Origin of the sequence: Parabacteroides sp. AF18-52 (assembly GCF_003479145.1) — a bacterium.
Lineage (GTDB): Bacteria > Bacteroidota > Bacteroidia > Bacteroidales > Tannerellaceae > Parabacteroides > Parabacteroides faecis.
The window spans coordinates 298007-312439 of the sequence record NZ_QUGR01000005.1; the positions used below are offsets into that span (position 1 = coordinate 298007).

Here is a 14433-nt window from a genome sequence, read left to right on the forward strand (position 1 = left end):
ATATCTCATGCAGTGTAAAATATTATACTTACATTTGTCGCATAGTATAAACAACTTAATCTATAATCTTTATGACAACAAAGCCTTACAAAAATGAGAATAAGCCATCCGACAAGGTTTCCGAACCTGTGGTAAGTTATGCCGTAACTGAAAAAATATCCCTTAACGATTTAGGAATATCTTCTAACACATTCAATAATCTGGTTGAAAGAGCAGAAACTGATTTTGCGAATGGACAGTATATCACAGCAACCGATCTGTTACATAAAATCAAACAACAACGAGAATGGTTGTAATTTGGTCTGCATTAGCGGAAGAATAACTTAACAATGAAATCGATTATTATCTTAAAGAAGTCAGTCTCTCCGCGGCTAAAACCTTACTGGAAACACTTATTTGCTCTACCAATCGCCTTACAACATTCCCCTATTTAGGCATACTAATTGTTGAGAATCCTCTATATCGTGTATTGGTAGAAGGTCATTACAAAATAATCTATTCTGTAGAAGAAGAATATATAAGGGTTGCTTTCTTATTCAATACCCGTCAAGATCCTGAGAAATTACAATCTTTTTTACGATAAGATTGTAGGATATAAAAATGGGGCCATAAAAGCCCCATTTTTATATCCTCATAATTATCTGTTACCTATATTCCTGCCAGCTCTTAATCTGTATATCATCTACCGTCAGCGTACAGAACGCTTCGATAAAGGCACTTGCCAGACGGGCATTTGTGATAAGTGTCGTATTCAGGTCGATAGCGGCACGGCGGATCTTATAGCCGTTATCCAACTCACCGGCGGAAAGGTCACGCGGGATATTTACTACCATGTCGATCTTTTTTTCGTGGAGCATGGTGAGTGCCTGCGGCTGTTTACCCTCCTCGCTCGGCCAGTAAACACGGGTACTCGGGATGCCATTCTCTTTCAGGAAACGATGTGTTCCGCCTGTTGCGAAGAGATTGTAACCCTTTGTCGCCAACATCTTGGCAGCATCCAGCATCGCCACCTTCTGTTTCGGCGTACCGGTCGAAAGCAGGATATTCTTTTCCGGGATACGCAGACCGACGGAAAGCATACTCTTCAGGATCGCTTCGGAGACATCATCGCCGATACACCCCACCTCACCGGTCGAAGCCATATCCACACCCAGTACAGGGTCAGCTTTCTGTAAGCGGTTGAAAGAGAACTGGGAAGCCTTGATACCTACATAATCGAGGTCGAACTCATTCTTATTCGGCTTTTCGACAGGCAAGCCCAACATGATACGGGTAGCCAGCTCGATAAAGTTTATCTTCAGGACCTTGCTCACGAACGGGAAGCTGCGCGAAGCACGGAGATTACACTCGATTACCTTGATCTCGTTGCCTTTAGCCAGATACTGGATATTGAACGGGCCGGAGATATTCAATTCCTTCGCAATCTGCTTGCTGATACGTTTGATACGGCGAACCGTTTCCACATACAACTTCTGCGCCGGGAACTGGATCGTTGCATCACCGGAGTGTACGCCCGCAAACTCGATATGCTCGCTGATCGCATACATCACGATCTCCCCATGATCGGCTACGGCATCCATCTCCACCTCCTTGGCATGTTCGATGAACTGGCTTACTACCACCGGATGCTTCTTGCTGACGTTAGCCGCCAATTGCAGGAAGCGTTCCAGTTCCTCCTTGTTGGAGCAGACATTCATGGCCGCACCACTCAGTACGTAACTCGGACGAACCAATACCGGAAAACCTACTTCCTCCACAAACTGATTGATATCTTCCATACTACTCAACTCTTTCCAGCGAGGCTGATCCACCCCGATACGGTCAAGCATGGCTGAGAACTTCTCACGGTCTTCCGCATTATCGATACTCTTGGCCGATGTTCCGAGGATATTGACATGCTGTTCATCCAAACGCATCGCCAGGTTATTCGGGATCTGGCCTCCGGTAGAGACAATCACACCGTGCGGATTCTCCAGTTCGAGAATATCCATTACACGTTCGAATGTCAGCTCGTCGAAGTAAAGGCGGTCGCACATATCGTAGTCGGTCGAAACCGTTTCAGGGTTGTAGTTGATCATAACAGAGCGCCAGCCCTCCTTGCGGATCGTGTTGAGCGCCTGCACACCGCACCAGTCGAACTCTACCGAACTACCGATACGGTAAGCACCCGAACCCAGCACCACGATAGAGCGTTTATCTCCCAGATAATGAACATCGCTTTCCGTTCCGCTGTAAGTCAGGTACAGATAGTTGGTCTGTGCCGGATATTCGGCAGCTAGCGTATCGATCTGTTTCACCACCGGAAGGATGCCGCGGTATTTACGGTCCTGACGAACCTGAAGGATCGCCTTTTCACCGTCTTCCATCTGATCTTTGAAGATAGCACGGGCAATCTGGAAATCAGAGAAACCTTGCTTCTTCGCCAAACGGAACAGATTGTCGGGGATATCGACTATCCGGCTGAAACTTTCCAAAGCTCCTGCGGTCTGGATAATATTATATAGTTTCTGAAGGAACCATTTGTCGATCTTTGTCAGGTCATGGATCTGGTCGATCGTATAACCGGCACGGAAAGCCTTGCTTATTACGAAGATACGATGGTCGGTCGGCTCATTCAGCGCCTTGTCGATATCCGGGATAAGCAGCTCTTTGTTTTCCACAAAGCCGTGCATACCCTGACCGATCATACGCAGACCTTTCTGAATAGCCTCTTCAAATGTGCGGCCGATAGCCATCACCTCTCCTACCGACTTCATGCTGGAACCCAGTTCGCGGGCAACGCCATGGAATTTACCCAGGTCCCAACGCGGTATCTTGCAGACCACATAATCGAGTGCCGGTTCAAAGAAGGCACTGGTCGTTTTCGTTACCGAGTTCTTCAGGTCGAACAAGCCGTAGCCTAAACCCAATTTAGCAGCGACAAAAGCCAGCGGATAACCTGTAGCCTTCGATGCCAATGCCGAGGAACGGCTCAGACGGGCATTCACCTCGATCACTCGGTAATCCTCGCTTTCAGGGTCGTAGGCATACTGCACGTTACATTCTCCCACAATTCCGATATGGTGGATGATGCGGATAGCCAGTTCGCGCAGTTTGTGATAATCCGTATTGCTCAGTGTCTGTGAAGGAGCGATCACGATCGATTCGCCGGTGTGGATTCCCAGCGGGTCGAAGTTCTCCATATTACAAACCGTGATACAGTTGTCGAAACGGTCGCGCACTACTTCGTATTCCACCTCTTTCCAACCTTTCAGGCTCTTCTCAACCAAGACCTGCGGAGAGAAAGAAAAGGCTTTTTCAACCAGCACATCCAGTTCTTCTTCATTATCACAGAAGCCCGATCCCAGACCACCCAGTGCATAAGCGGCACGCACGATCACCGGGTATCCCAGTTCGCGAGCAGCACGGCGTGCATCTACGATGTTTTCTACCGCTTCGCTCTTGATCGTCTTCACATCGATCTCGTCGAGCTTGCGAACGAACAGTTCACGGTCTTCCGTATCCATGATGGCCTGTACCGGAGTACCCAGCACACGCACGTTATATTTTTCAAGCACGCCGCTCTGATAGAGAGCCACCCCGCAGTTCAGCGCCGTCTGTCCGCCGAATGCCAGCAGGATCCCCTCGGGACGTTCCTTTTCGATAACCTTTTCTACAAAGAAAGGAGTAACGGGCAGGAAATAAACCGTGTCCGCAACCCCTTCTGAAGTCTGTACCGTTGCAATGTTCGGATTGATAAGCACCGTCCGGATGCCCTCTTCCTTGATGGCCTTCAACGCCTGGCTGCCTGAATAATCGAACTCGCCCGCCTCACCGATCTTGAGAGCGCCGGAACCTAATATCAGGACTTTTTTTATATCTTCTTTCATATTGACCTTATTTTTCTTGTTAACACTTTTTAGGCGCACCGACTAACCAACGTTGGTGAGCTTGCCTCACTGCCTTCGGAGAGACACTGTCGCTGCCCCCACTTAGGAGGTGTCGCTGCCGTTGGCGAAGATGCTTTGCTTGTTCACGCAAAGGGTCTTTGCCTTACCATGCAAAGATGCATCACCTGCATTCCTCTTTATAGTAACTCGACAAATTTATCGAACATAAACTCCGTATCCGTCGGCCCGCTACAAGCCTCGGGATGGAACTGCGACGAGAAGAATGGTTTCGTTTTATGCTTGATACCTTCGTTCGTACCGTCATTCATATTGATAAAAAGCGGTTCCCAATCGGCACCCAGCGTCGTGTTATCCACCGCGTATCCATGATTCTGCGAGGTGATGAAACATTTCTCCGTTCCAACCATCCGAACCGGCTGGTTGTGGCTGCGGTGTCCGTATTTCAGTTTATAGATGGAAGCACCTCCTGCTTTTGCCAGCAACTGGTTTCCCATACAGATACCACAAATAGGTTTGTCGCCTGCCAGCGCTTTGCGGATATTCTGAACGGCTGCGTCGCAGGTATCGGGGTCGCCGGGACCGTTGCTAATGAACAGGCCGTCATATTCCAGTGTATTGAAATCATAGTTCCAGGGAACCCGGATCACGGTCACATTCCGTTTCAGCAGGCTGCGGATAATGTTATGTTTCACGCCGCAATCCACCAGGACAACTCGTTTCTTTCCTTCACCTTCCCCATAAGTAATGACTTCTTTACAAGACACTTTGTCTACATAATTCACATTTCCGTATTGTCCGAAATCCGTAAGGTCGGTCTTTGCATCACCGATCACGATCTTTCCCATCATGACACCGTGCTCACGCAGTTTCTTGGTCAGCGCACGTGTATCGATTCCGTAAATTCCGGGAACACCCTCTTCTTTCAACCAGCTTCCCAGGCTTCCGACAGCATTCCAATGACTGTATTCATGACTGTAATCACTTACAATAATCGCCTCCGCATGGATCTTTTCACTTTCCATAAACGTGGCGATCCCGTCCGGACCGAATGTACGGGGAGGTACACCGTAGTTACCTACCAGCGGATAAGTCAGAACCATCAGCTGACCGGCATAAGAAGGATCGGTCAAACTCTCCGGATATCCCGTCATGGCCGTGTTGAACACTACTTCGCCGGTAACCTCCTTCTCGCAGCCGAAAGAAAGACCGCGAAAAACAGTCCCGTCGTCTAAGATCAATGTTGCTGTTTTTTCTGTTTGCATAAACTTATGTTTGAGTTGACAGTTGACAAGTGACAGTTGACAGTTAGAGCGAATCTGTCAACTGTCATCTGTCAACTGTTATCTGATTAAATATTCTTCTTCCATATAATTGATGAAAGCCTTGTTCACCATCCGTGCACCGCCCGGTGTCGGATAATCACCGGAGAAATACCAGTCTCCCGGATGATTCGGACAGGAAGCATGCAAGCCGTCCAATGTCTGGTAGACGATCTCTACCTTGGCACGTGTACCCGCCGGAGTAAGCAAATCGACCATCTTGGCCGAAATCTCCTCATCGGTGAACGGTGCGTAAATTTCCTTTACAAAATTCACAATCGTACCGTCCTCCTGTGCCTGTTGTTTCTTGGCTTTCCAATAAGCATCCGTTATCACCGACTCCATTCCCCGCTCTTTCAGCAAAGCCACCGCTGCCCTGAAAGCGATAAACTCGTTCATCCGCGACATATCGATCCCGTAATAATCCGGATAACGCACCTGCGGAGATGAAGATACGATCACGATCTTCCGCGGATGCAGACGGTCCAGGATACCGATGATACTTTGTTGCAGGGTCGTTCCGCGAACAATGCTATCATCTATTACAACCAGATTATCGACGAATGGTTCGATACTTCCGTAAGTAACATCGTACACATGGGCTGCCAGGTCGTTACGGCTGTTACCTTCGGCGATAAAGGTACGCAATTTTATATCTTTAATCGCTACTTTTTCAGCACGAACGCGCATGGAAAGTATCTGATCCAGTTCTTCTTCCTGCAAAAGATGGCTGCGGTCGGCGATCCATTCTTTTTTCAGTTTGTTCAGATAGTTGTTCAGTCCTTCCTGCATACCGAAATAGGCGACTTCCGCCGTATTGGGAATGAAAGAAAAGACAGTATGTTTGAGGTCGTAATCGACAGCTTTCAGTATCGGGTGAACCAGATTCTCCCCCAACTTCTTACGTTCGCGGTAAATATCCACGTCGCTGCCGCGGGAGAAATAGATACGCTCGAAAGAGCAGGCTTTATTCACCTTCGGCTCCACGATCTGCGAAGTGCGGAAACGGCCGTCTTTACTGATAAACATCGCTTCGCCGCGTTGCAATTCCTTTATATCTTCGGCCTGCACGTTCATCGCCGTCTGGATGACCGGACGCTCGGAAGCCAGTACCACGATCTCGTCATCCGCATAATAGAACGCCGGACGGATTCCCCAGGGGTCACGTACGCTGAACGATTCGCCGCTACCGGTCAGACCGCAGATCACAAATCCGCCGTCCCAGGTCGGTACACAACGCTTCAACACGTTCGACAGATCGACATGTGCCTCGATCGCATGGGTTATATCCATCCCCTTCATTCCTTCGTCTTCATACTTCTGGTACAAACGTTCGATCTCCCGGTCCAGACGGTGTCCCATCTGTTCGAGCATGATATACGTATCGGCAAACTTACGCGGATGCTGGCCGATCGCTGTAATTTCTTTAAAGATGTCGTTTACGTTTGTGAGATTGAAATTTCCGCAAAGAGCGAGGTTCTTGGCTCTCCAGTTGTTGCGGCGTAAAAAAGGATGGACGTAGGAAATACCGGACTTACCGGTCGTACTGTAACGGAGGTGACCCATATAAAGCTCTCCGGCGAAAGGAAGATTTGATTTTGCGAAAAGCGGATCATTCAATTTACCGGGCGGTAAATCTTTGTAATGTTCATGAACGGCGGCGAATATCTCGGTTATAGCTCCTGTTCCCAATGCTCTTTCCCGAAACATGTATTCTTCACCGGGGGTTGCTTCTAACTTCACGCAGGCTAAACCGGCTCCTTCCTGTCCCCTGTTATGCTGCTTCTCCATCAGTAAATAGAGTTTATTCAGCCCATACATCCAGGTACCATACTTTTGATGATAATATTCTAAAGGTTTCAGTAACCGGACCATGGCGACTCCACACTCATGTTTAAGTTGTTCCATCTGGTTCTATCTTGTTTATTTCGACCACAAAGATACGCACTTTATCAAACACAATGTTCATATTAATGCAAAATAATTGACACATTAATAGAAATAATCATTTTATCCGGCATTTGGTTAAAATATTATATATTCCCGTATTGTTTCGACAAAGTTACAATTACATAGCCGAAAACCACTCCCGACATAAAATTTGTAAGGAGAACGGGGATATACGATATAATTAATAACACTTATTTATAATAGTTCTTCCCAATCCTTATCTGTCAGCGACTTGAACGGGTCGTTTTCCGTAATAAATGTTTCAGCCAACTCACTCTTGGATTCCTGGAGGTTGCGGATCTTTTCCTCGATCGTATCGGCAGTGATGAAGCGGTAGGCAAAGACCTGTTTATCCTGCCCGATGCGATGGGCACGGCTTTCCGCCTGCATCTCAGCCGCCGGATTCCACCAGGGATCGATAATAAATACATAATCGGCATCCGTCAGGTTCAGTCCTACCCCACCCGCTTTCAGCGAGATGAAAAAGGCGGACACATCCTGGCGAGTTGAGAAACGGGCTATTTCGCCCTCCCGGTCCAATGTACTGCCGGTCAGCATTGCATACTGCCATCCATGTTGCGTAAAAGCATCCGCCAACAATTTCAGGTGTGTGACAAAAGAAGAAAAGATCAAAACTTTATGCCCTTCGCTCACCAGTGTTTCAAAAGCATCCAGCACCTGTTCCATCTTTCCCGAACCACCCGTATATTCCGGTAAAACCATCTGCGGATGATTAGCCAGCTGACGTAAACGGGTGATACCATTCAAAGCGACAAAAGAATTTTTGTAACGTTCCTGCAAGATCGTGTTCCGCAACGCATTCTTTTCTTTCTGATACACTTCGCGTTGCTCCGGTGTCATTTCGCAATATACGACCTCTTCCGTCAATGGCGGAAGTTCCGGTGCCACTTGCTGTTTGGTCCGTCGCAAAAAGAAAGGGCGAATGATTTGTTGCAAACGTTTACGGGCATTCTCATTCCCCTCCCTGGTAATCGGATGGATGAAATGTTTCCGGAAACCATCTGCCGATCCCAATAAACCGGGATTGATAAAATTGAATTGTGCCCATAGATCTTTCAGTGAGTTTTCGATAGGTGTTCCGGTCAGTACCAACCGGTGTTCACATTGCAGACGGACCACCGAATGATAGGTCATGGAAGCCGGATTCTTTATGTTTTGGCTTTCATCCAGTATCACATAAGTATAACGATACTTCTCCAGCAGCTCGATATCACGCCGCAACAGTCCATAAGTGACCAGCACGATATTATACCGGTTGAAGTTTTTACAGGGATCTTTCCTTTTCTGATCTCCGGTATAAGTATAGACACTCAATGTGCTGAACTTACGGATTTCCCGTTTCCAGTTAGGCAATAAAGAAGTAGGCACAACAATCAGGGAAGCGGGAATAGCCACTGATTCTTCCTGTCTGTCCTTCACTTCCTCATAGGGTTTGTCATCCGGCGAATCTGTTCCGAAAAAGGAAAGTTGCCCGCTTTGATCGACTGTAACATTCTCCGGAGCGGATGGAGAAATCGTGGCCTCTTTAGGTTCCTCCGGATCATATATCTGTTGCAGCAAGGTAATAGCCTGCAATGTCTTCCCCAATCCCATATCATCCGCCAGGCAACCACCGAAACCATTCGCCGCCAAATGGACCAACCAGGAAAAACCTTCCTGCTGATACGGACGTAACGTCGTCTTTATCTTTGGTGGAATAGCAACCGATTCTTTCTGCACATACTCCTTCGATACGGATTCATCCTGCTCCAAGGCAGAGACAATTCCCAAATGCATCTTACGGACTCTGATCTCCCCGGGCCGGTCATCGCCGAAAGCAAACAGATCGCTATATTTCTCAAACCAATCTTCTGGCAATAAGGCGACTTGCCCGTCCGGTAAAACAAACTCACGCTTCCCCTCCAGAATATGTTTTCTGAAGCGGATAAAAGGGAATTGAAAATCACCCATGCGAACTGTGATACGAATATCGAACCAATCGGGAGAAGGGGAAATTTCCTGTGTCAGCGAAATATCTCCCAGGTAGAACCGCAAAGAGGTATCGGTCTGCACAAAAGAGAAACAGGCTTCCAACTCACTTTTATGTTGTTGCAGCCAATCGATAAATGTATAACCACCCGCTTCTGTGGTCCGAACGAACTGTACATCGGTTATCTGCTTGAAATGCCATTGTTCAAGTAAGCTGATGTACGTTTGTTCCAATTGCAAATCACGTGTAAAATAATAAATGACCGGTTTCCCTTCGACATGTTCCAACCGGGGATAAGCGAACTGGTTTCTTTTTCCCGGCGTAAAAGAACGTTCTCCATACCTGAAACGCAGTTGAAGTGCCGGTTCATCATTGATAGAACGCTCCACAGATAATTCCGGGACACAAGTGCGGGGTTCATGGATCATATCAAACCCGGAAGAACTTGCCGGATAATCGCTGATCAAAGGAAGTGCCACCAGTTCCAGATATTTTTCAGTCTCAGCCAACGGAACTTCCACGTATTTCCGTGAAAGGAAAGGTGTAACTTTCGCCGCTTCTATACGTTTGAATGCTAACAACTGGTCATCTAGCAGGAATATAGCAGGCTTTGATGACAACAACAGAAACCGCCTCTTTTTCAATAAAGACACTTCCACTCCATTCATGTGACATAAGGCTGTGTACCGAAAAGAATGGTCTGTTATCTCGAAACGAAAAGAGATCTCGGCCTCCTCCCCGGAAAAGCGCACCCGGTCATGTTCATAAAGCAACTTACTTCCTGCTTCCTTTATATATACAGACAAATGGTTTACCTGTATCAACCGGACCATCTCCCTTATCTTCTTATCGATGAACGGTCGGAGTTGTTTCTTCAGCATCTCCGGCGTCACCGAATTCAGAAAGCCGGTAACTGTTTGTTGCCGGGAATACACCTGCATCAGTTTCTTTTCCGAGTAACTCTGTGCGATCGCGATTGCCCGTTTCTCCATATCAGACAACCCCGCTTCATTTCCGGCATGCGTGGCTTGCTCTTCCACGCTGATCACTTCCGGCGATACAGTTCTGGCAAAATAAGGAATAAGCAAAGGTCCCAAAACAGGATGGTTACTTAACGCAATGATCAATATCTGATTTTCGGGCATCAACGGTTCATTTTTATTAAAACTACAAAGTTACAAGAAAAACAATTATCTTTATCTCCCATAACAAACAAAACAGAATTTATGTCCTATTGCGAATACGTAAAAACATCTAAGGATTCAGCCGTCGAGCTTAATAAAGCCTATCATGATACAAGTTACGGTTTCCCTATCGAAGACGATAATGAGTTATTCGGCAGACTTCTCCTGGAAATCAACCAGGCGGGCCTAAGTTGGTCGACGATATTAAAGAAAGAACCGAGCTTCCGTTCTGCTTACGATAATTTCCATATTGAAAAGGTTGCAAATTACACGGAAACAGATGAAGCCAGACTTTTATCCGATTCCGGCATCATTCGGAATAAATTAAAAATAAAAGCAGCCATCCACAATGCCCAGGTCATTGTACAACTGCAAAACGAATACGGCTCATTCAAAAACTGGTTGGACCATCATCACCCTAAAACCAAAGAAGAATGGACCAAATTATTCAAAAAGACATTCAAATTCACCGGTGGTGAGATCGTCAACGAATTCCTGCTAAGTACCGGCTATCTTGAAGGAGCCCATACACCGGATTGTCCCATATATCAAAAGATTCTGGAAAAGAATCCGGCATGGAACAAACGGTAAAAATCAAACAAAGATTGTTTGATTTTCTTTGGAATCTATTGCAAATTCCATATTTTTGTATCTGTGAATTAATGTATTATCTAATTTATGGCATCAATCGACACCATATAGTTACTTCTTCCGGGCTTGTCAGGGAATATCTCCTTGACACAAGTTTTCATGCCCAAATTCCTCCAGAGCTTATTATAAAATGATGAATGTGTTTGCTTGTTAAAAAATGAAAGACATGAAATTTAATCAGATAGATATCGAAAAATGGAATCGTAAGGAATATTACATTCACTACATGAATGAATTACGCTGCACATATAGTTTGACCGTTAATATTGACATTACAAATTTAAAAGCAGTTGTAAGAAAAATGAATAAAAAGATATATCCTGTACAAATATATATGATTGCAAACATTGTAAATCAGTATAAGGAATTTCGAATGGATATTAATTCTTACGGAGAGTTAGGTTATTGGGATGAGGTACATCCAAGTTATACGGTGTTTAATAAGGATAATGAAACATTTTCCAGTATATGGACTAACTATAATCGCGTTTTCAGTCGATTTTATGACAGTTGTATTGCTGATATGGGTAACTATTCACAATCAACTTCCTTAAAACCGAAACAAAATGAGCCTCCTAATTCTTTTACGATTTCGAGTTTACCTTGGGTGAACTTTACAGGATTTAATGTGAATGTATTTAATGAGGGATGTTATTTTCCACCCATTTTTACAATAGGTAAATTTATTGAAACAGAAGATTCTGTTTTAATGCCGCTCTCGATACAAGTTCATCATGCTGTATGTGACGGATTTCACATTGGGAGATTCGTGCAATCATTACAAGATTTATCATCCAATCATAAGGAGTGGTTATTTTAAATCAGATATCCTTTTCAGAAACGCCTCAACTAAAGTCGGTGTCACATCTTAAGGCACAATCCCTTACCACCCGAGAAACATATAAAATGATTACGCACCGCCCGATACAGGTCAGCCGTACTTTCATCTCCGCAGGAACGTTTATCCTCTTCCTGCAACAGCATCTGTCCATAAAAATCTCTTTTCTTCATACTCTTCCTCCATTTTATTCGGATTAATCAAAAAGATAAAGATAAACATTCATCGCTTTCAGAATGTTCGATTTTTACTGATCAGGCTAACAACGGTTTTCACTCAAACAGCTGTTCCGAAAGAAAAGACCACCTTATCACCCTGTTTTCCTCTCTTCATAACCCCTCCTTTCGGAAATCATTGCAATGAATCTTCCTTATCATCACAATGTCCCGACAGAGTCATCACAATGACTTCACGCACTCATCACAATGAAGTGGGACAATCATTGTGATGAAAATTTTAACACTACAAAATATTGGGAAATTATCTTTGGGATTATACTCTAAAACCAGGTTTACGTGTCTTTCTGAAAGCTAGAAGCTCTTTCTGAACAGTTCATTTTCATTTGACAGATTGTAGCAGATTTTGCTTTTTCCCTATCACTAGCCCTGAAATCATCACGATGATTGTTTTATTGTCTTATCAAATTTCTTTTCTATCTCCTACAAAAATCTTTATAATAAACTTCAACCTCTGCTGAGGCTTCCAAAGAGCATTTCTCACCTACCATTCTCCATACAAAGCAAGAAAATGAAGGGATAATTATCAAAATGATAATCTGTAATGATTAGACGAATCGTTAGGACCTGAGATTACTTTAAATTATCTTTGCAGCCATAATCAGAAATAAAAATTTAGACATGATAAAACCTCTTACCTCGTTAAGGTTTATATTTGCATTGATGGTATTTGCCGCACATTGTTATGTGATCGATCCTCATTTCTCCCATTTTTTATATAAAGAAGGGTTTGTCGGGGTAAGTTTTTTCTTTGTATTAAGTGGTTTTATCATCGCATATAATTATCAACGAAAATTTGAATCTAAAAGTATATCTCATCGTGAATTTTGGATAGCCCGCTTCGCACGAGTTTATCCATTGCATATCGCCACTCTTATGTTGTATCCTCTGGTCGGAGGGGCTCTATTGGCTATGAACTGGGACACGGTATTAAAACTCGTGTCACAATTATTTTTGGTTCACCCGTTCATTCCGCAGACGGACTACTTCTTTGCTTTCAACTCTCCCTCCTGGAGTTTGGGATGCGAACAACTGTTTTATTTCTTATTTCCATTTTTAGCTTTATGGCTAAGCGATACCCGTAAGTTGTTTTGGATATTGATTGCAACAGGTTTAATAGTTGCCTGTGGTATGTATTTCACTCCTGAAGAGCAGATACGGGCTTACTGGTATGTGAATCCATTGACTCGGCTACCGGATTTCCTTGTGGGAATGTTGCTCTTCAAACTGTATGACAAGAGTACAGGAAATTGGAGTGTAAATCGGGCGACATGGTTTGAAATCGGAGCGGTAGCATTATTCATTGCGTTTTATTATTGTGGTTCAGCCGGTGTACTACCTAAAGTATATCGGTATTCGGTATATTATTGGTTACCCGTCTCTTTGCTCCTTTATGTCTTTGCAATGAACAAAGGAATGATTTCCCGCTTTCTGAGTAATAAATATCTTGTAATCGGTGGCGACATAAGTTACGCCATGTACCTTATCCACCTGTTTATTATAGAATTATACAAAAGCACCGGTTGGAATTATCCGTGGCAAATAGTAATCCCAATCTTACTCTTGATTACCATCTGTTGCAGCTTACTGTCGTACCGCTATTTTGAAAAACCGGTGAATAAGTATATTCGGAAGCATTTAAAATAAACAACTCCGCAGAAAGTAAAAAAGAGCAGAAGATATCTAAAAATACGCCCCTGATAAGGCAATTATATAAATCAAGGTAACCATCATAAAGAATAATATATGAGAAACAAAAAAGTACTATTATTTCTCGCACAAGGATTTGAAGAATACGAAGCGAGTGTATTTACAGATGTTTTTGGATGGAGCAGAGCGTTCGGAATTGAACCTGTTGATTTGATAACTACGGGACTTAGATCTGAGATTAAATGTAAATGGAATTTTATTGTTCACCCTGAGATTGAATTTAAGGAAATCAATATTGAAGACTATGACGCACTAGCAATTCCTGGTGGGTTTAAAGATTCAGGATATTATGAAGATGCCTTTGACCAACGGTTTCTCCACTTGATACGTGAGTTTGATAAATATAAAAAAGTAATTGCTGCTGTGTGTGCTGCTGCAATACCTGTGGGACAATCTGGTGTTTTAAAGGATAGAAACGCAACCACATACGATTTATCCGACATATATGGTAGAGAGTATCTTGCAAATTTGGGTGCAAATGTTCAAGATAAACACATAGTGATTGATAATAATATCATAACATCGACAGGACCAGCAACAGGTTTAGATGTTTCGTTTAAATTGCTGGAAATGCTAACTTCAACAGAAAATGTAGATGAAGTAAAGAAATATATGAGGTTTACTAACAAAGAATAAAGACCTGCCAACAGAGAAACGAGTATGAC

11 protein-coding genes are annotated in these 14433 nt (G+C 44.2%); 6 read left to right on the top strand and 5 right to left on the bottom strand.

Annotated elements, in window-relative coordinates; genetic code table 11:
* Positions 1 to 71: 71 nt before the first annotated feature.
* Both DWX23_RS11405 and DWX23_RS25305 read left to right on the top strand, forming a co-directional pair.
* Positions 72 to 296 carry a hypothetical protein gene (locus DWX23_RS11405; RefSeq protein ID WP_122374568.1) on the top strand — a complete coding sequence of 75 codons (225 nt, stop codon included), beginning with the start codon at positions 72 to 74 and terminating at the stop codon, positions 294 to 296.
* 38 nt (positions 297 to 334) lie between these two features.
* A complete protein-coding gene (locus DWX23_RS25305) occupies positions 335 to 583 on the top strand; it encodes a type II toxin-antitoxin system RelE/ParE family toxin (protein WP_370450086.1) in 249 nt (82 codons plus the stop codon).
* A gap of 61 nt (positions 584 to 644) precedes the next feature.
* Here the strand turns inward: DWX23_RS25305 and carB are convergent, their stop codons facing one another.
* The 4 genes from carB to DWX23_RS11425 form a co-directional block, all read right to left on the bottom strand.
* The gene (gene carB / locus DWX23_RS11410) at positions 645 to 3869 is read right to left on the bottom strand and encodes a carbamoyl-phosphate synthase (glutamine-hydrolyzing) large subunit (RefSeq protein ID WP_122374569.1); all 3225 of its coding nucleotides are present in this window, start codon (positions 3867 to 3869) and stop codon (positions 645 to 647) included.
* 197 nt (positions 3870 to 4066) lie between these two features.
* Positions 4067 to 5152 (bottom strand): glutamine-hydrolyzing carbamoyl-phosphate synthase small subunit, encoded by a 1086-nt coding sequence (gene carA, locus DWX23_RS11415; RefSeq protein WP_122374570.1) that lies wholly within the window; start codon positions 5150 to 5152, stop codon positions 4067 to 4069.
* Between the two features lie 78 nt (positions 5153 to 5230).
* Positions 5231 to 7117: an amidophosphoribosyltransferase gene (locus DWX23_RS11420; protein ID WP_122374571.1), complete on the bottom strand. Its 1887-nt coding sequence runs from the start codon at positions 7115 to 7117 to the stop codon at positions 5231 to 5233.
* Positions 7118 to 7354: 237 nt separating this feature from the next.
* Positions 7355 to 10294, bottom strand: a complete 2940-nt coding sequence (locus tag DWX23_RS11425) for a DEAD/DEAH box helicase (RefSeq protein WP_122374572.1) — start codon at positions 10292 to 10294, stop codon at positions 7355 to 7357.
* 81 nt (positions 10295 to 10375) lie between these two features.
* Here DWX23_RS11425 and DWX23_RS11430 point away from each other — a divergent pair, with 81 nt between their 5' ends.
* Both DWX23_RS11430 and catA read left to right on the top strand, forming a co-directional pair.
* Complete coding sequence (locus DWX23_RS11430; RefSeq protein WP_122374573.1) at positions 10376 to 10924, top strand: DNA-3-methyladenine glycosylase I; 549 nt, start codon at positions 10376 to 10378, stop codon at positions 10922 to 10924.
* 226 nt (positions 10925 to 11150) lie between these two features.
* The gene (gene catA / locus DWX23_RS11440; protein ID WP_122374575.1) at positions 11151 to 11804 is read left to right on the top strand and encodes a type A chloramphenicol O-acetyltransferase; all 654 of its coding nucleotides are present in this window, start codon (positions 11151 to 11153) and stop codon (positions 11802 to 11804) included.
* A gap of 41 nt (positions 11805 to 11845) precedes the next feature.
* On the opposite strand, the gene DWX23_RS24870 is transcribed toward catA, so the two are convergent.
* Entirely contained in the window at positions 11846 to 11995 is a 150-nt protein-coding gene (locus DWX23_RS24870; RefSeq protein WP_158607071.1) for a hypothetical protein, read from the bottom strand.
* A 684-nt stretch (positions 11996 to 12679) separates the two neighbouring features.
* On the opposite strand from DWX23_RS24870, the gene DWX23_RS11445 reads away from it, so the two are divergent.
* Together DWX23_RS11445 and DWX23_RS11450 are read left to right on the top strand one after the other, a co-directional pair.
* Complete coding sequence (locus DWX23_RS11445; protein WP_122374576.1) at positions 12680 to 13705, top strand: acyltransferase; 1026 nt, start codon at positions 12680 to 12682, stop codon at positions 13703 to 13705.
* Positions 13706 to 13804: 99 nt separating this feature from the next.
* Positions 13805 to 14404, top strand: a complete 600-nt coding sequence (locus tag DWX23_RS11450) for a DJ-1/PfpI family protein (protein WP_122374577.1) — start codon at positions 13805 to 13807, stop codon at positions 14402 to 14404.
* Positions 14405 to 14433: the final 29 nt, after the last annotated feature.